Genomic DNA, 16,837 nt, shown 5'->3' with positions numbered 1-16,837 from the left:
GGCATGATCCCGGCGCCATCGGGTGCGACCCGGCTCTACGCCATCGTCGGCGATCCCATCGCCCAGGTGCGTTCGCCCGCGGGAGTGTCGGCCGCATTCGCGGCGCGCGGCCATGACGGCATTCTCGTTCCGGCTCTGGTTGCGACTGCCGATCTGCCAGAGTTTCTCTCGGTGGCGAGCCGGTTGAAGAACCTCGACGGCATCGTCGTGACCATCCCGCACAAATTTGTCTGCTATCAAGCCTGCGCCAGCGCGACGGAACGTGCGCACTTCCTGGGCACCGTCAATTTGATGCGCCGGCAGGCCGATGGTTCGTGGCACGGCGACATGGTGGACGGGCTTGGCTTCCTCGGCGCCGCGCGGGCGAAGGGGATCGATCCTCGCGGCATGCGGGCGCTGCTGGTCGGCGCGGGTGGTGCCGGCTCGGCCATCGCGCTCGCACTGGTCGAGGCCGGCGTCAGGGAGCTCGCGATTCATGACAGCGAGACGGAGCGTCGCGATGCGCTGATCGGTCGGCTCAACGGGCGCCGCAAGGCGCCGGTGCGGGCAGGCACCGTCGACCCGGCAGGTTTCGACTTCGTCGCCAATGCCACGCCGGCCGGAATGAAGGATGGCGACCCGCTGCCGGTCGATGTCACGCGGCTGGCGCCGTCCTCCTATTGCGGTTGCGTGATCACCAAGCCCGAGATTTCGCCGTTCATCTTGGAAGCCCGCAGGCTCGGCTGCGTAACCGCGACGGGTACCGACATGTACCAGCAGCACCAGGGCATCATGGTGGATTTCCTGCTCGGGATCGATGGCGGGCGCTAAGCGCTTGATTGATGTCAAGCGCAATGCTTGCATTGATTGCATCAGTCGGGGCTTGAGCACGCGCGGCTGACGTAGGATCATGCCCGCGCGCGAGCCAGTCGCGCAAAATCGAGAGCAAAATCGAGAGAAGGGAACGCGGAATGACCAAGGCCAGGACCATTGCGACGGCGATGATCGGCGCGGCTGCGCTGCTGCTGTCCCTGATCCCCGCCGCCCATGCCGCGCAATGCGGCAACGGGCCCGGCGGTTTCGAGGCCTGGAAGCGCGAGTTCAGCGCGGAGGCGCAGGGCAAGGGCATCGGCCAGGCCGCGATCTCGGCGCTGATGCAGACCAATTATGCCAGCGCAACAATCGGCGCCGATCGCAGCCAGCACAGCTTTTCGCTCTCGCTCGAGCAGTTCCTGGCCAAGCGAGGCGCCACCACCATCGTCGCACGCGGCCGATCGCTGAAGCAGTCGCAGGCGGCGATGTTCGCCTCGATCGAGCAGCGCTATGGCGTGCCGCCGGGGCCGTTGATCGCGATCTGGGGCATGGAGACCGGTTTCGGCAGCCAGCGTGGCAACCAGAACATGCTCGCGTCCATCGCGACGCTCGCCTATGACTGCCGCCGTCCCGAATTCTTCACCGAACAGCTCTATGCGGCGCTGAAGCTGGTCGACCGTGGCGTGCTGTCGGGGTCAACCCGCGGCTCCATGCATGGCGAGGTCGGCCAGACCCAATTCATGCCCAAGAACATCCTCGCTTACGGCACCGGCAATCTCGACGTTGCCGCCAACGCGCTGAGCTCGACCGCGAACTTCCTCAAAGCCAATGGCTGGCGTGCGGGAGCCGGTTACCAGCCGGGCGAGCCGAATTTCGCCGCGATCCAGGCCTGGAATGCGGCAGGCGTCTACCAGAAGGCCATCGCGCTAATGGGCCGGCAGATCGACGGGGGTGGCGGGGCGGCGGCGGCGCGCTAGGGCGCTCCGCAAGGCGTGACCTGCTGGTCAGCAGAAAGTTGTTGCTTTCAGGAACCGACGGCACGAGGTTTGCTTTGATCAAGTTCAGGGCTGGGCATGAGGAGAACTCAACATGGCTACCCAGATCGTGATGGACCAGACTGGCGATAGACGCCACGAGTTTGATCCTGAAAATGCCGAAGCGTTGGCGCGGGCCGAACAACGCTTTCGGGAGCTGACCGGCGCGGGCTTTACCGCCGCGTACCGGACCGGGCCTGGCGAAGTCACGCGTATTAAATCGTTCGACCCGACCGCGCAGGAAACACTGTTCTATCCCCGCCTGGTCGGCGGTTGATCTGAACGGCCCATGGTCGCGGTCCTAAGGCTTCGCGCGCCCGCGCGAGCGCGTTTGCACGCGCTCCGCGAGCTCTACCGGCGCTTCTTCGGCGAGAACACGCCCGAGGCGCGCGGTCGCCGGCTTTTGTCCGAATGGCTGTCTGACGAACAGCGCGCACAATTCGAGCAGCACCGGCATTTCGATGTCATCGGTTGCGACAGCGGCAAGCGCTATCGCATTCACTACGGCACCGCCGCCAACGTCCACGAGGTCGACGACGCGGGAAATGCGACGATGGGGTGGTGCTTCGTCCCGTCAGGTTTCCTCGTGCCGGGCGATGTGATGCTGGCGCAGAAGATCGCGCTCGAGACGGACGAGAAGGGGCTCTGGCACTCGCGAACCGGTTTCCACCGGCAACGCATTCCGAGCACTTCTACCGGCGGCCGTTCTAGCTACGCGGGCGCCGGGACCGCTCGTCAGAGGTGCATGGTGCGATAGGCATCCAGCGCATGCGCCGCGAAGACGCCGATGCTGCAAAGCGCGAGGAGTGCTGAGATCAGCTCGATCATAGCTCGTCCTCCCCAAGCGGCTGGGCGACGAGGTGCTGGCAGCAGGCATATTCGTAAATCAGGTCGAGAAGGAATTGCATGACGCACGTCCCTGTATGATTTTGACAACCAGTTAAACGGCCATCTGTTTCAGGCGTGTTTCGTCGATTTGGGAAAGGGGTTTCGCGGGGAACTGCGGGCGGGTCTATGAGCGGCCAAAAACGCTAGATGCCATCCCGATCCATCCCTTTGGTCGTGCGTCTGGCGCGCGTCACATCACATTTCGAGGCAAAATCATGGCACAGGTCGCCTGGTTCGACGATCTCACCGTCGGCATGCGTTTCAAATCCCCGGAGGTCGAAGTCACCGAAGCCGACATCAAGCGCTTTGCTGCCGAGTTTGATCCGCAGCCGATGCATCTCGACCACGAGGCCGCCAAGGCGACCTTGTTCAACGGCCTGGCTGCGTCGGGATGGCACACCGCGGCGATTGCCATGAACCTCGCGATCCAGACCCGTCCCTTCGGCCCGCATCCGCTGATCGGCGCCGGGGTCGACGGGCTGCGCTGGACCATTCCGGTGCGGCCGAATGACCGCCTGCATCTCGTCGGTGAGGTCATGAGCCTGACGCCGTCGAAATCGAAGCCGCAAGGCATTGCGCTGGTGAAATGGACGATGTTCAACCAGAACGGCGAGGAGGTTTATACCTTCGCCCCGATCGCGATCGTGCCGCGGCGCGCCTAGGGCGGTTCGCCTTGTTGTTGGACCGAGCCAGCCCTTGCTGCCTGCCGGGAGAGGTGGTCAGCTTGCTCCGGGGAAGTCGATTTCGATCAGTCCATGATGGACCGCCTGTCGAAAGCCAGGCGTCTCATGCTCGATTTCGAGGACGATGATGACGACAGCATCGAGATGCAGATTCCGCGCGCGGGCGAGGCGCTCGCCGCACTGAAATTCTGCGAGGAGAACCGGAAATAAAGTGCCGGGCGCCTGATCGCGTTCGAGCGCACCATCCTCCGATCGGAGGATGAGGGCCTGCTCCGGTTGTGATATCGTGCCCGGCATTGTTCATCCAAAGCTATTCAACGCCATGCATAGACCGCGGAAGCTGCCCGATCTGGTCGAGTCCATTTACGATGCCGGTCTCGACCCTCTCGCTATGGAACGATGTCGTCGTGGGCATCCGCGATTTCGTCGGCGGTCAGGCCTGCGGCCTGTTTTCCAAGGATTCGATCAGCAAGTTCGGCGTTACGCATTATTATTGCGGGGCCGATCCGCACTACATCCAGCTCTATTCCGAGACCCATTCAAAGTTCGATCCGCTGACGATCCTGCCGCCACACGGCCGGATTGTAAGTATCCCCGATCTCGTCAATTTCGTCGAGTATCGCCGCGGTCGATTCTATCAGGAATGGATGAGGCCGCAGGGCGCTCACGATGCCGCCAATGTCGTGCTCGAGAAATCCAACGCGAACTGCCCGGTGATGATGACGGTGCTGTCGGGTCGGCGGATGGTCGACGCCGGGATGAAGCACAGGATGTCGCTGATCGTTCCGCACGCCAGCCGCGCGCTGCTCGTCAACCGCGCCATCACCTCGAAGCTGACGCTGGCCACGGCGCTTGCGGATGTCCTGGACAATCTGTCATCCGGCATCTTCCTGCTCGATTCCTGCTGCCACGTGATCCATGCCAATGCGAGCGGCTACGCGCTGCTCGAAGCTAACGATGTGGTCCGCATTGTTGCCGGCCAGCTTGTGACCAGCGTTACCGAGGCCAATCAGACGCTGCGCGAGGCTTTTGCGATCCGCGGCGATGCGGCCTCGCTGATCGCAGGAGCACGCGCAATCCCGCTGCTTTCGTCCAGGGGCGTGCGCTACGTCGCGCATATCCTGCCGCTGTCGTCGGTGCAGCGGAACGGCAGCGAGCGATCCTCCGATGCCGTGGGCGCGCTACTTTTGCACAAGGTCATGCTCGGCGGGCAATCCTACGGCGAGCTGATTGCGCGGACCTTCGATCTGACGCCGGCGGAACAGCGCGTATTCCTGTCGATCGTCGAGGTCGGCGGCGTTCCGGAGACGTCCATCGCGCTCGGATCGCGGAGACAACGGTGAAGACGCATCTGCATCGCGTGTTCGCCAAGACAGGCGTCGCGCGTCAGGCGGATCTCGTCAAGCTCGCGGCCGGATTCTCCAATCCGCTGGTCCACTGACGCCTCGTCGGCGCTGAACAAGGCATCAGCGTCGCGCCCGCAATTTCATCACCAGAATATTATCGCGCGTAATTCGTTTGGGTGACGCGATTTGCTGCGTTCTCTCCTACGAGAATCCACACGACTTGTTGTTCGTCGCGTTCGATTTTTATGTGAAGCAACTCACAGCGGCTGGAAGTGAGTTCCATCAACCTCGCTTGCAGGTTGAGAGGAGATCGTCATGCGAACAACGGCACGGAGCCTAGTTGGGAAGTTACACGACGTGGTCGACCGCATGGTCGCGACGCTGCATCAGCAGCGCGCAACCGAGGCGCGGCGCGTATTGCAGCGCTACCGCCACCTGCTGGAAACGCAGGACGAAGCATTGCCCTTGAATGAAGTCGATTTTGGCTGCAGTGAAGAGGAACCTTCTGAAAATGCCCACCAATCCGATGCGCGCGAGCGCGGAGCCGACCACCGGCATCTCGAACGCGCGTAACGGCAACTTTGTCGCGATAGCGCTCACCGCGGCGCTCGTCACCCTTCAGCTGGCTGGGCTCATCATGCTGGAACGATCGCAGGCGCACGCGATGCAGGTGTCGTTTCCGCGCGAGCCTGCAAGTTGCGCGGAAAGCGCCGCCGCACCGGTCTCGCAGAGTCCCTACGATTGAGTGAAGGGCAGACTGTGCCTGACATCAAGACGCTTCTGCTCCTCAGCGCCGCAATATTCGCCGGAGCCTTCGTCTCGGGGCTCTCAGGCTTCGCATTCTCCGCCGTGGCGGGTGCGGTCCTGCTGCGCGTGTTCCAGACGCTGGAGGCCGTGCCGCTGATGATGGCGTGCAGCATCGGCGTCCAGGCGACCAATCTGTGGGCGCGCCGGCGCAACATCCGCTGGGAGAGAAGTCTGTTCCTAGTCGTCGGTGGGTTGATCGGCGTTCCTATGTTGCAGTCGACCGACACGCATCTGCTTCGGCGCGGCTTTGGTGTCGCGGTTGCGCTGTATGCGGCCTATATGCTGCGGAATATCGGGGATTTCCTGATCTAATGGCCGGCACCTTCGTGGTTAAGGCCCTGAACCGGTGCCGCGCTGATGTCGCTGCCGTGATGCACCAGCGGCTTCATGCCGGTGACCGTTCGCAGCAGCACATAGAACACCGGGGTCAGGAACAGGCCGAACACCGTGACGCCGATCATGCCCGAGAACACGGCAACGCCCATGGCGCGCCGCATCTCCGAGCCGGCGCCGGTCGAGAGCACCAGCGGCAGCACGCCCATGATGAAGGCCATCGACGTCATCAGGATCGGACGTAACCGCAGCCGGCTCGCCTCGATCGCGGCCCGGATCGGCGTGCGACCTGCGAATTCGAGCTCGCGCGCGAATTCGACGATCAGGATCGCGTTTTTGGCGGAGAGGCCGACGAGCACGATCAAGCCGATCTGGGTGAAGACGTTGTTGTCGCCCTTGGAGATCCAGACGCCGAACATCGCGGCCAGCAGGCCCATTGGCACGATCATGATGATCGAGAGCGGCAGGGTCAGGCTCTCGTAGAGGGCCGCCAGCACCAGGAACACCAGCAGGATCGCCAGCGGAAACACCCAGAGCCCGGAATTGCCGGCGATGAACTCCTGATAGGTCAGGTCAGTCCATTCGAAGGCAAAGCCGGGCGGCAGCGTCTCTGCCGCGATCCGCGTCGCTGCTTCCTGTGCCTGGCCGGAGGAGAAGCCCGGCGCTGCGGCCGCGTTGATGTCGGAGGACAGGAAGCCGTTATATCGGATCGCGCGTTCCGGCCCCGCGCTCTGGCGGATCGTGAGCAGCGCCGACAGCGGCACCATGTCGCCCGAGGACGAACGCACCTTCAGCTGCCTGATGTCGTCGGCACGGGCGCGGAACGGCGCATCGGCCTGGACATAGACGGAGTAGGTGCGGCCAAACTTGTTGAAGTCGTTGACGTAGTAGGAGCCCAGATAAATCTGGAGCGTGTTGAACACCTCTGTGACGGGAACGCCAAGCTGGAGCGCCTTGGTGCGGTCGATGTCGGCGAACAGCTGGGGCACGTTGACCTGGAAGCTCGAGAACACGCCGGCGATCTCCGGTGCCTTCTGCATCGCAGCCATGAATGCCTTGGTGGCGTCGTTCAACGCTTCATAGCCGAGGCCGGCGCGGTCCTCGATCTGCAGCTTGAAGCCGCCAATGGTTCCGAGACCGTTGACCGGCGGCGGCGGGAACATGGCGATGAAGGCTTCCTGGATTCCCGAGTATTTCTTGTTGAGCTCGGCCGCGATGGCATTCCCGCTTAATGCCGGGCCCTTACGCTCGTCAAAAGGCTTCAGCGTCGAGAACACGATGCCGGCGTTGGAGGAATTGGTGAAGCCGGAGATTGACAGGCCCGGGAAGGCGACCGAGCTTTCGACACCGGGTTGGGTCAGCGCGATGTCGCTCATCTTGCGGATCACCTCTTCGGTGCGGTCGAGCGTTGCTCCGTCGGGGAGCCGCGAGAAGCCGACCAGATATTGCTTGTCCTGGCCCGGCACGAAGCCACTCGGTACCTGCTGGAACAGGAGGGCGGTCAGACCAACCAGGACCACATAGAGCCCCATCACCGCGGCCTTGCCTGAGATCACCTTGGTGACGGTGCCGCTGTAGTTTTCCGAGGAGCGCGTAAACGCCTTGTTGAAGTCGCGGAAGAACCAGCCGAGCGCTTTTTCGAGAATGATGGTCAGCCGATCCTTCGGCTCGTCATGCCCCTTGAGCAGCATTGCGGACAACGCCGGCGACAGCGTCAGCGAGTTGACGGCGGAGATCACGGTCGAGATCGCGATCGTCAGCGCGAACTGCTTGTAGAATTGCCCGGTGAGGCCGGAGATGAAGGCGAGCGGCACGAACACCGCGATCAGCACCATCGCAATCGCGATGATCGGGCCGGAAACCTCGCGCATTGCCTGATAGGTGGCATCGCGCGGCGACAGCCCGCCCTCGATGTTGCGCTCGACGTTCTCGACCACGACGATGGCGTCGTCGACGACGATGCCGATCGCGAGCACCAGGCCGAACAGGCTGAGCGCGTTGATGGAGAAGCCGAACACGTGCATCACGGCAAACGTGCCGACGATCGACACCGGCACGGCCAGCAACGGAATGATCGAGGCCCGCCAGGTCTGCAGGAACAGGATCACGACCAGCACCACCAGCGCGATCGCCTCGAGCAGGGTGTGGATCACGGCCTCGATCGAGGAGCGCACGAACTGGGTGGGGTCGTAGACGATCTGGTAGGATACGCCTTCCGGCATGTTCTTCTTGATCTCGGCCATGGTGGCGCGGACGTGGTCGGAAATCTCCAGCGCATTGGAGCCCGGCGCCTGGAAGATCGGGATTGCGACTGCCTGCTTGTTGTCGAGCAGCGAGCGCAGGCCATATTCAGACGCACCCAATTCGATGCGTGCGACATCACGCAGCCGCACCACTTCGCCGCGCGTGCCGGTCTTGACCACGATGTCGCCGAACTGTTCTTCGTTGGCCAGACGTCCCTCGGCATTGACGGAGAGCTGGAGGTCGATGCCTTTGACGTTGGGGAGGAGCCGACCACGCCGGCGGCAGCCTCGACGTTCTGCGCCTGGATTGACTTGACGATGTCGCTTGCGGTCAGCCCATGCTCGGCGGCTTTCTGCGGATCGACCCAGACCCGCATCGAATAATCGCCGGCACCATACAGCTGGACGTCGCCGACGCCGTCGATCCGCGCCAGGCGGTCCTTGACGTTGAGTACCGCGTAGTTGCGCAAATACGTCATGTCGTAGCGGTTGTTCGGCGAGAGCAGATGCACGACCATGGTGAGGTCGGGCGACGACTTCTTCGTGGTGATGCCGAGTTGACGCACCACGGCCGGCAGGCGGGGTTCGGCCTGCTGCACGCGGTTCTGCACCAGCTGCGTTGCCTTGTCGGGGTCGGTGCCGAGCCGGAACGTCACCGTCAGCGTCATCGCGCCGTCGGTCGTTGCCTGGCTCGACATGTACAGCATGCCTTCGACGCCGTTGATCTGCTCCTCGATCGGCGTGGCCACTGTTTCCGCGATCACCTTTGGATTGGCGCCGGGATAGGTTGCGCGCACCAGCACCGATGGCGGCACCACGTCGGGATATTCCGAGATCGGCATCGCGAACAGCGAGATCAGGCCTGCGAGGAAGATCAGGACCGAAAGGACGCCTGCGAAAATCGGACGATCAATGAAGAATTTTGAGAGATTCATGGCATTGCCCCTGCGCGAGAGACAGCTCTCCCGTAGCCCGGGGACGTGAGTGACGCCCATGTCCCGGAATCGAGAAGCGATGTCTTGGTCGTTATGACTTGGTCATCCCGGGCGCGCGGCCCGGAACGAGGTAACTAGCGTTGCACCACGTCCTGGTTGCTGTGGTTCGAGGCCTGCTGCCCGCGCGCCCCCATTGCTGCCACCTCGGTCTTGAGGAGAGCACCGGGACGCACGCGCTGCAGGCCGTTGACGACGATGCGATCGCCGGTTTTCAAGCCCGCTGTCACAATGCGCAGTCCGTCGACCGAGCCGCCAAGCGTGATCGGCCGGTAGACCGCACGGCTGTCATCGCCAACCGCCATCACAAACTTCTTGTCCTGGTCGGTCCCGATCGCACGCTCGTCGATCATCACCAGCGACTGCTGCTTCGGCTGGCCCATGCGCACGCGAGCGAACTGGCCGGGAATGAGACGCCCGTCCTCGTTCTCGAACACCGCGCGGACGCGGATGGTGCCGCTCTGGCCGTTGACCTGGTTGTCGATCAGCTGGATGTGGCCCTTGGCCGAGAGGCCGCCTGAGGTCGTCATCTCGACCGGGATCTGGTCGAGATTGCCGCGCTTGCCGGACGCATCCGCAATCGAGTTCAGCGCCCGCAGCACGACCTCTTCATCCGCATCGAACGACGCGTAGATCGGATTGACCGAGACCAGCGAGGTCAGAACCGGAGAGGCGGTGCCGGCAGCGACGAGATTGCCGACGGTAACCTCGATCTTGCCGGCGCGGCCGTCCACGGGCGCGCGCACCTCCGTGTAGTCGAGATTGAGCTTTGCGGTCTGGAGCGTCGCTTCGGCCGCCTTCACATTGGCAATGGCCTCGCGATTGGCGTTGTCGCGCTGGTCGTAGTCGCGGCGGGTGACGACAGCGTTGCCGACCAGCTGCGCGCCGCGCTCGAGCTCGCTTTGGGTGAAGACGACGCGCGCCTTGGCCGCTTCGAGCTGGGCGTTCGCCTTGTCGACCTCGGCTGCGTAAGGCGCCGGATCGATCTTGAAGAGCAGATCACCGGCTTTCACCAGCGCACCTTCGGTGAAGTTGGTCGACAGGATCGCGCCGGCGACCCGCGGGCGAAGCTCGACGCGCTGGATGGCTTCAAGCCGGCCGGAGAAGTCGTCCCACAGCACGGTCTGCTTCGGTTCGATCAGTGCGACCGTAACAGGGACGGCCTGCTCCGCGGCCGTTGCGGTCGCCTTCGCGGCCCGAAAGTAATGGCCGGTCGCGATCGAACCGGCCGCGGCGAGAGCGCCCACGATGGCAACGCCGCCAAGAAGGCGACGGAAGCGGCCGGGGCGAGAGGTATTTTCGGACGGGGCATTTGCGCGCTCCAGAAATGTAGTGTTCACTACAGATGTGGAGCTGGATATCGCAGCGCAAGATACTTATGTACCGTTCGCTAAGAAAATTGTAGCGGCTTACCGCAAGAATGGGAAGGCGGAAGAGAAAATAAAGCGAGAACAAATAGATAGGATCAGGCGTTAGGTTGAGGGTCGACGCCGATACCGAGGAGAACAAGGCTATGGGCATGGGACGCCCCCGCGAATTCGACGCCGAATTGGCGTTGGATCAAGCGATGGAAGTGTTTTGGCGCCATGGCTATGAGGGCGCAACGATTGCCCAACTCACGGAGGCCATGGGTATCAACCCGCCGAGCCTCTATGCCTGTTTCGGCAACAAGGAAGGCCTGCTCAAGGCCGCGCTCGATCGCTACACCAAATTGCGCAACGTTTGGATGGACGGGGTCGTCGCGGCGCCGACCGCACGCGACGTCGCCGAGCGGATGCTGATGGGCATCGCCGAAAAGCAGACCGATCCTGCCAATCCGCCCGGCTGTCTCCTGGTGCAAGGTGGCATTGCCTGCGGCAGCGGCTCCGAGAACGTCCCGTTCGAGCTCGCCGCCCGCCGCGCCCAGAACGAAGACCAGCTCCGCGATCGTTTTGTTCGCGCCAAGGCCGAAGGCGATCTCAAGCCGACCTCGGATCCAGCGGCACTCGCGCGATATGTGTCGGCGGTGTCGGTCGGCATGGGCGTGATGGCGTCTTCGGGCTCCGACCGCGAGGCGTTGCGGCAGGTCGCGACCGTGGCCGTGCAGGCGGTTGAGGCGCAGTCGGAGCGCAGGTAAGGCTCCCAAACGGGATCAAGCCCTTCGACCTCGCACATGAGCACGCAATGTTCGCCCTGACATTTCTCGGGACCTCGGCCAGCGTTCCATCCGCAGCGCGCAACCATCCGGCGCTTCTGCTGGAGGCCGCCGGCCAGCGCTTGCTGATCGATTGCGGCGAGGGCACGCAGCGACAATTGCTGCGAAGCGGCGCCGGCTTCCGGCGGCTCGATCGCATTCTGCTGACGCACGGGCATCTCGACCACGTGCTCGGCATCCCCGGTCTGTTTTCGACATTGCGGCTGCGACAGACCTCCGAGGTGATGACCATCCATGGCGGGTCGGGCACGCTCGATATCGTCATCCGCATGCTTGCGGGCCTGTGGGGCGCGGGCCGGGCACCGATCGCGACAGAGTTCGCGCCTTTGTCTGAAGGGCAGGTCATCGACGCCGGCGACTTCACCATTGACTGTTTTCCGGTCCGTCATCGCGACACCGACAGCTTCGGCTTCGTTTTCCAAAGCCCCGCGCGCCGCCATCTCTTGTCGGATCGTCTCTCTGCGTTCGGTGTGCCCGATGGTCCCATGCGCGGCGAGCTTGCCGCGGGCCGGCCGGTCACGATCAAGGGGGCCGGACGATCGATCCGGAGGATGTCCTGGGTCCGCCGAGCGGCGGCAGGAAGCTGGTCGTGATCGGTGACATCGAGGCCACAGAGGGGCTATCAAAACGTGCCGCGGATGCGGACCTGCTGGTGATCGAGGCGACGTTCCTGGATCGGGATGCGCCGACCGCGCGCGACTACGGCCATCTCACCGCGGCGGAGGCGGCCCGGTTCGCGGCTGCGAACAACGTTCGGCAGCTCGTGCTGACCCATCTGTCAGGACGCTATGAAGACGGAGAGATCCTGAGCGAAGCGGCAAAGATCTTTCCGAACGTCCGGATCGCTGCAGACTTCGATCGTATCGCTGTTTAGGCAGTGCTTAGCACGGCCATTAATCTTACCTGTCAAGGTTTACGCGACTTGATTTCCGCAGCCGCGCGTCGGCACGATATTTTCGCGAGATCAGAAATCGGAGTAGATTGAGAGCACCATGTCTCGTTCCGTGAATTGATCGTCGAGGGTTATGTACGGCTGAACGATCGCGATGCGCTGGAAGATATTTTGGCGCATCGCCAGGAGCTGCTGCGGCAGCTGGTGGCCGTGACCGGCGTCGACCCGCAGCACTCCATCGCGCAGGTGAGCGAGGAAATCACTATTATCGAAGCCGGCCTTGCGACGCTCGTCCCGGAATAGCCGTCCTGGGAGATCGCGCCTCGGCCGACGGCGCGCTCAGCTCAGCAGGCCCGACTTGATCGTGAACTCCTGCACCGTGCTCGTCAGCCGCATCAGCTTCGGCCATCGAGGATGCCGAGCGAGGCCCATCGCCGATCTTTGGCACGAGATCGCGCAACAAGGGCTCGACAAATGTTCGCATTCCGAACAACATCGATCTGACGATCGGAGGAAGCTTTGTCGACATTACCGCTGCACCCCCATGGCGTGTTCTCCGCCGCGTTGACGCCGCTCGACGCGGAACTTGCGCCCGATCATGCGCGCTTTGTCGCGCATTGCCGCTACCTGCTCGACGAAGGCTGCGACGGCATCGCGATGCTCGGCACGACGGGGGAGGCGAACTCCTTTCTCGGTCTCCGAACGCACCGCGCTGCTGGAGGCCGTGATCGCCGGCGGCATCAAGCCGAACCAGCTGTTGCCGGGCACCGGCGTCGCCGCGTTCACCGACACCATCGCGTTGACGCGCCATGCGCTGTCGCTTGGCGTCGATACCGTGGTGATGCTGCCGCCGTTCTACTACAAGAACGTCAGCGATGACGGCGTCTATGCCGCCTATAGCGAGATCATCCAGCGCATCGGCGACAAACGCCTCAAGATCGTGCTCTATCACATCCCGCAAATGTCGATGCAGCCGATCTCGCACGCGCTGATCGAGCGGTTGCGCACTGCGTATCCGTCGACCATCGCCGGCATCAAGGATTCCTCGGGCGATTTCGCCAACATGACGGCGATGGTCGAGCGGTTCCCGGGCTTTTCGGTGCTGACCGGCGCCGACCCGCTGCTGCTGCCGTTGCTGCGCAAGGGCGGCGCGGGCTGCATCACCGCGACCTCGAATCTCGTAGCGCGCGATCTCGCCTATGTCTTCAAGCATTTCCGCGACAGTGACGACGACGCTAGCCTCGCGGCTGCACAGGCGCGCATCGTGAAGGCGCGTGAGTTGGTCTCGCGTTTCGCGCAGATGCCGTCCCTGAAGGCACTGATGGCCGAGCGCACGGGCCACATCGGCTGGCAGCGCCTGCGGCCGCCGCTGGAGACCTTGCCGGCAGCTCAATTGAAAGAGCTGCTCGCGAATGCCGCGGCATTCGCGATAGCCGCCTAAGGCGGGCGCGAACGACGATGACCAGCATCCGCCTGCTTGCCGACGACCTGACCGGCGCGCTCGACACAGCAGCGGAGTTCGTCGGCCTGTGCGGACCGTTCGACGTCATCTGGGAGCATGCGCCCGCGGCGTCAGGCTCCCCCAGCCTCGCGATCGACAGCGGCACCCGCGAACGTTCCAAGGCCGAAAGCGTCGCGATCGTCGGCCGGCTGGCGCCGCTGCTTCGCGACGGCACGATCGCCTACAAGAAAGTCGATAGCCTGCTCCGTGGCGCCTGGGCGGCCGAGCTCGGCGCTTGTCTGAGCTCCGGCCACTGGGCGTCATGCGTGGTCGCGCCTGCGTTCGACTATCAGGGACGCCGCACCATCGATGCCCAGCAATATGCGCGCACGACGGATGGCGACTGGCATCGCGTCGGCGACAATCTGCTGGACCAGTTGAGACAGCATGGCATCGAGGCGCAACGCGGCGGTGCCGAGACGCTGGCGCAAGGCGGCGTTCAGGTCTTCGATGCCGGGAGCGATCTCGATCTCAGTCGCGTTGTCGAGATGGCGCGGCGGATGCCCGGGCCCGTGCTGTGGTGCGGAAGCGGCGGGCTGGCCGGTGCACTCGCCCGCGGGCACCGCGCAGATGCGCCGTCGAAATTGAAGCGCCCGGTGCTGGGCCTGTTCGGCTCGACCAGGCCGTCACCGCATCCCAGCTGGATGCATGCGGCAACGCTGCTGTTGCGCTCGCCGAGGGTGAGGGCAGCGCGGTCGTTCAACGCAAGCTGGCCGACGACGGCGTGGCGTTGGTGAAATTCTCGCTTGCCGAAGGATTGTCGCGCGCGGATGCCGCGCAACGGATCGCGCGCGAGTTGATGGCGCTAATCGCCGAACTAGATCCGCCTGGAACCCTGATCGTTGCTGGCGGAGAGACGCTGAAGGCCGTATGCCTTGCACTCGGCGCGCACGCGCTGCAGGTGACGGGGCGGATCGTGCCGGGGCTGCCGCGTTCGACGCTGCAAGGCAGCCGCTGGGCCGGCGTCGATGTCATCTCGAAATCCGGAGCGTTCGGCGCGCGCGATCTCTGGCGCGATCTGCTTCGGGACAATCATTTGCTCAGTATTGGGAGCCCGTCATGACCTCTCGTCATCTTGCCATCACCATGGGCGATCCCGCCGGGATCGGGCCGGAGATCATCCTCAAGGCCTGTGGGGATTGAAGGATCGGATCGCGAGTGGCGATCTGCGCCTGCTGATCATCGGCAGCGGCGCGGCGCTCAATGGCGCGAGAGCCGCGCTCGGTGCCGATGTTGCGATCCCGGAAGTCACGGCCGACGATTGCGACTGGCCCAACCTCTGCTATCTGCAAGCCGACGCCGAGGGCGACCCGATCAAGCCCGGCGTGCTCAGCGCCGATGGCGGCCGCTTTGCCTACAAGGCGATTGAGCAGGGCGTGCGCCTGACGCAGGCGGGCCGGACCGGAGCCATCGTCACGGCGCCGCTCAACAAGGAAGCGCTCAATAAAGCCGGCTATCATTTCCCCGGCCATACCGAGATGCTGGCGCATCTCACCGGCGTGCGCGGCTCGGTGATGCTGCTGGCCCACGGCAACATGCGCGTCAGCCACGTCTCGACCCATGTGGCGCTGGAGGACGTGCCGAAGCGTCTGACGCTGGAGCGGCTGCGCATGGTGATCGATCTCACCAACGATGCGCTGCTGCGGCTCGGCATCGCCAGGCCGAAGATCGCCATCGCCGCGCTCAATCCGCATGCCGGCGAGGGTGGCCTGTTCGGCCGGCAGGACATCGACGTCTCCGCGCCCACGATTGCGAAAGCCGTCGCCGACGGCCTCGACGTCGTCGGCCCCGTGCCTGGCGACACCATCTTCGTCAAGCTGCGCGCCGGCCAGTACGATGCGGCAGTCGCGATGTATCACGACCAGGGGCACATCCCGGTCAAGCTGCTTGGCTTCCAGGTCGATCCCGCGACGGGCCGCTGGCAGGAGCTCTCCGGCGTCAACATCACGCTGGGCCTGCCGATCATCCGCACCTCCGTCGATCACGGCACGGCCTTCGACATTGCCGGCAAGGGAATCGCCAACGAGCACAGCCTGATCGAAGCCATCGACTATGCCGAGCGGCTCGCCGCCGGTGCCGCCGCATCCAAGGCCTGAGGCGGACGATGCTCGACATGCACGAGGTCGCGTTTTAGCCGCCTCCGCGACGCGCCAGCGGCGAGGCCGCGAATATCAGGAGGGAGTAGGGCGGGGCGCCCGTTTGAGGCTGTGGCGGCTACGCTTTGATCCGTGCACGGCCGCGCTTGCCAGCCTAGGGCTGAGCAGGTAGAAGGCTGCCACGCCTGAGCCGTGATTTGCGCCAAACGCGCTTCCGGCCGCAGTCGGACAGATCGGTAAGGCTTTGAATTTGTTCGGCTATTCCGTTGGGGAATGGTGTAACGGTAGCACAACAGACTCTGACTCTGTTTGTCTTGGTTCGAATCCAGGTTCCCCAGCCAATTCCAGGCCCTCCCATGGTCTGAATCGCCTCTGATCCGACGGCCCGCCGCGCCGCGCCGCGGCTCGCGACGGTTTGCCTCATCCCGACACTGCCTTCGCAGGTCGGATCGGCGTGCGTCCGATCGTCCTTTGGAACACACAACCCAAGGAGATCCGTGATGCCCTATGTCGATGGTTTCGTGCTGGCTGTGGCGAAGGACAAGATCGAGGCCTACAAGGCGCTGGCCCGAACGGCTTGCGCGGTGTGGATGGAGCACGGCGCGCTCGACTATGTCGAATGCATTGGGGACGACGTGCCCTACGGCGAACTCACATCCTTTCCGCGCGCGGTGATGGCAACGGAGGATGAGATCGTCGTGTTCTCGTGGATCGTCTACCGCGATCGCGCGAGCCGCGATGCCGTCAACGCCAAGGTGATGGCCGACCCGCGGCTGAAGGGCTCCGACATGCCGTTCGACGGCAAGCGCATGATCTATGGCGGCTTCAGCACGCTGCTGCGGGCGAGCGCCGCGCACTGACGGCGCGTCGCAGCAGTTGTCTCGTATGCAACGAACGACGCCAGATTGAGTGCGGGTAGCCGCGTGTGTGATCGCTGCTTCACCGTGCAGCATCGTCGCAATCCGTTTCATCTTGCCGGTGTCCCGCTGGCATGCCATCCTCTCGTCGCCAGGAATAAATCAAACGGAAGCGGGCG

General features: G+C 63.9%; 11 protein-coding genes, 1 tRNA gene and 8 pseudogenes. 18 read left to right on the top strand and 2 right to left on the bottom strand.

The window, feature by feature from the left end; translation table 11 throughout:
• Positions 1–3: 3 nt before the first annotated feature.
• From ACTGJ9_RS28330 to ACTGJ9_RS28285, 10 genes and pseudogenes are all read left to right on the top strand, one after another.
• Entirely contained in the window at positions 4–810 is an 807-nt protein-coding gene (locus ACTGJ9_RS28330) for a shikimate dehydrogenase family protein (RefSeq protein WP_456678655.1), read from the top strand.
• A 140-nt stretch (positions 811–950) separates the two neighbouring features.
• Complete coding sequence (locus tag ACTGJ9_RS28325; protein ID WP_456673754.1) at positions 951–1,769, top strand: lytic murein transglycosylase; 819 nt, start codon at positions 951–953, stop codon at positions 1,767–1,769.
• Between the two features lie 112 nt (positions 1,770–1,881).
• A complete protein-coding gene (locus ACTGJ9_RS28320) occupies positions 1,882–2,103 on the top strand; it encodes a hypothetical protein (protein WP_148749388.1) in 222 nt (73 codons plus the stop codon).
• A gap of 12 nt (positions 2,104–2,115) precedes the next feature.
• Positions 2,116–2,537, top strand: a pseudogene (locus ACTGJ9_RS28315) (hypothetical protein).
• A 392-nt stretch (positions 2,538–2,929) separates the two neighbouring features.
• Positions 2,930–3,376 carry a MaoC family dehydratase gene (locus ACTGJ9_RS28310; protein WP_456673753.1) on the top strand — a complete coding sequence of 149 codons (447 nt, stop codon included), beginning with the start codon at positions 2,930–2,932 and terminating at the stop codon, positions 3,374–3,376.
• A gap of 93 nt (positions 3,377–3,469) precedes the next feature.
• On the top strand, positions 3,470–3,607 hold the full coding sequence (locus tag ACTGJ9_RS28305; RefSeq protein WP_456673752.1) for a hypothetical protein: 138 nt from the start codon (positions 3,470–3,472) through the stop codon (positions 3,605–3,607).
• Between the two features lie 112 nt (positions 3,608–3,719).
• Positions 3,720–4,838, top strand: a pseudogene (locus ACTGJ9_RS28300) (helix-turn-helix transcriptional regulator).
• Between the two features lie 262 nt (positions 4,839–5,100).
• Entirely contained in the window at positions 5,101–5,316 is a 216-nt protein-coding gene (locus tag ACTGJ9_RS28295) for a hypothetical protein (protein ID WP_456673751.1), read from the top strand.
• A complete protein-coding gene (locus ACTGJ9_RS28290; protein WP_456678654.1) occupies positions 5,255–5,488 on the top strand; it encodes a hypothetical protein in 234 nt (77 codons plus the stop codon). Before ACTGJ9_RS28295 ends, ACTGJ9_RS28290 begins: the two co-directional genes overlap by 62 nt.
• A gap of 14 nt (positions 5,489–5,502) precedes the next feature.
• Positions 5,503–5,835: pseudogene (locus tag ACTGJ9_RS28285) on the top strand (sulfite exporter TauE/SafE family protein); the annotation flags it as partial.
• A 23-nt stretch (positions 5,836–5,858) separates the two neighbouring features.
• Here ACTGJ9_RS28285 and ACTGJ9_RS28280 read toward each other — a convergent pair.
• Both ACTGJ9_RS28280 and ACTGJ9_RS28275 read right to left on the bottom strand, forming a co-directional pair.
• A pseudogene (locus tag ACTGJ9_RS28280) lies at positions 5,859–9,061 on the bottom strand (efflux RND transporter permease subunit).
• A 134-nt stretch (positions 9,062–9,195) separates the two neighbouring features.
• Positions 9,196–10,443 (bottom strand): efflux RND transporter periplasmic adaptor subunit, encoded by a 1,248-nt coding sequence (locus ACTGJ9_RS28275; RefSeq protein WP_456678653.1) that lies wholly within the window; start codon positions 10,441–10,443, stop codon positions 9,196–9,198.
• Between the two features lie 188 nt (positions 10,444–10,631).
• On the opposite strand from ACTGJ9_RS28275, the gene ACTGJ9_RS28270 reads away from it, so the two are divergent.
• From ACTGJ9_RS28270 to ACTGJ9_RS28235, 8 genes and pseudogenes are all read left to right on the top strand, one after another.
• Positions 10,632–11,234, top strand: coding sequence for a TetR/AcrR family transcriptional regulator (locus ACTGJ9_RS28270; RefSeq protein ID WP_456678652.1), 603 nt, complete (start codon positions 10,632–10,634; stop codon positions 11,232–11,234).
• Positions 11,235–11,281: 47 nt separating this feature from the next.
• Positions 11,282–12,186 (top strand): annotated as a pseudogene (gene rnz, locus ACTGJ9_RS28265) (ribonuclease Z).
• A 135-nt stretch (positions 12,187–12,321) separates the two neighbouring features.
• Positions 12,322–12,507, top strand: a complete 186-nt coding sequence (locus ACTGJ9_RS28260; RefSeq protein WP_456673750.1) for a hypothetical protein — start codon at positions 12,322–12,324, stop codon at positions 12,505–12,507.
• A 216-nt stretch (positions 12,508–12,723) separates the two neighbouring features.
• Positions 12,724–13,645, top strand: a pseudogene (locus ACTGJ9_RS28255) (dihydrodipicolinate synthase family protein).
• Between the two features lie 17 nt (positions 13,646–13,662).
• Positions 13,663–14,768, top strand: a pseudogene (locus tag ACTGJ9_RS28250) (four-carbon acid sugar kinase family protein).
• Positions 14,765–15,801: pseudogene (gene pdxA / locus ACTGJ9_RS28245) on the top strand (4-hydroxythreonine-4-phosphate dehydrogenase PdxA). Before ACTGJ9_RS28250 ends, pdxA begins: the two co-directional pseudogenes overlap by 4 nt.
• 267 nt (positions 15,802–16,068) lie before the next feature.
• Positions 16,069–16,142 (top strand) — tRNA-Gln (locus ACTGJ9_RS28240).
• Positions 16,143–16,301: 159 nt separating this feature from the next.
• Positions 16,302–16,661: a DUF1428 domain-containing protein gene (locus ACTGJ9_RS28235; protein ID WP_456673749.1), complete on the top strand. Its 360-nt coding sequence runs from the start codon at positions 16,302–16,304 to the stop codon at positions 16,659–16,661.
• Positions 16,662–16,837 lie beyond the last annotated feature (176 nt).

Origin of the sequence: Bradyrhizobium sp. RDM12 (genome assembly GCF_051917485.1) — a bacterium.
Lineage (GTDB): Bacteria > Pseudomonadota > Alphaproteobacteria > Rhizobiales > Xanthobacteraceae > Bradyrhizobium.
Note: the sequence above shows the minus strand (reverse complement) of the source record. Positions and strands in the feature narration are given on the sequence as shown.

What these genes read in the sequence shown, in the direction of transcription:
- ACTGJ9_RS28305 (WP_456673752.1), top strand. Translation starts at nt 3,470, where the DNA reads ATGATGGACCGCCTGTCGAAAGCCAGGCGTCTCATGCTCGATTTCGAG.
- ACTGJ9_RS28235 (WP_456673749.1), top strand. Translation starts at nt 16,302, where the DNA reads ATGCCCTATGTCGATGGTTTCGTGCTGGCTGTGGCGAAGGACAAGATC.
- ACTGJ9_RS28320 (WP_148749388.1), top strand. Translation starts at nt 1,882, where the DNA reads ATGGCTACCCAGATCGTGATGGACCAGACTGGCGATAGACGCCACGAG.
- ACTGJ9_RS28270 (WP_456678652.1), top strand. Translation starts at nt 10,632, where the DNA reads ATGGGCATGGGACGCCCCCGCGAATTCGACGCCGAATTGGCGTTGGAT.
- ACTGJ9_RS28330 (WP_456678655.1), top strand. Translation starts at nt 4, where the DNA reads ATGATCCCGGCGCCATCGGGTGCGACCCGGCTCTACGCCATCGTCGGC.
- ACTGJ9_RS28325 (WP_456673754.1), top strand. Translation starts at nt 951, where the DNA reads ATGACCAAGGCCAGGACCATTGCGACGGCGATGATCGGCGCGGCTGCG.
- ACTGJ9_RS28310 (WP_456673753.1), top strand. Translation starts at nt 2,930, where the DNA reads ATGGCACAGGTCGCCTGGTTCGACGATCTCACCGTCGGCATGCGTTTC.
- ACTGJ9_RS28290 (WP_456678654.1), top strand. Translation starts at nt 5,255, where the DNA reads ATGCCCACCAATCCGATGCGCGCGAGCGCGGAGCCGACCACCGGCATC.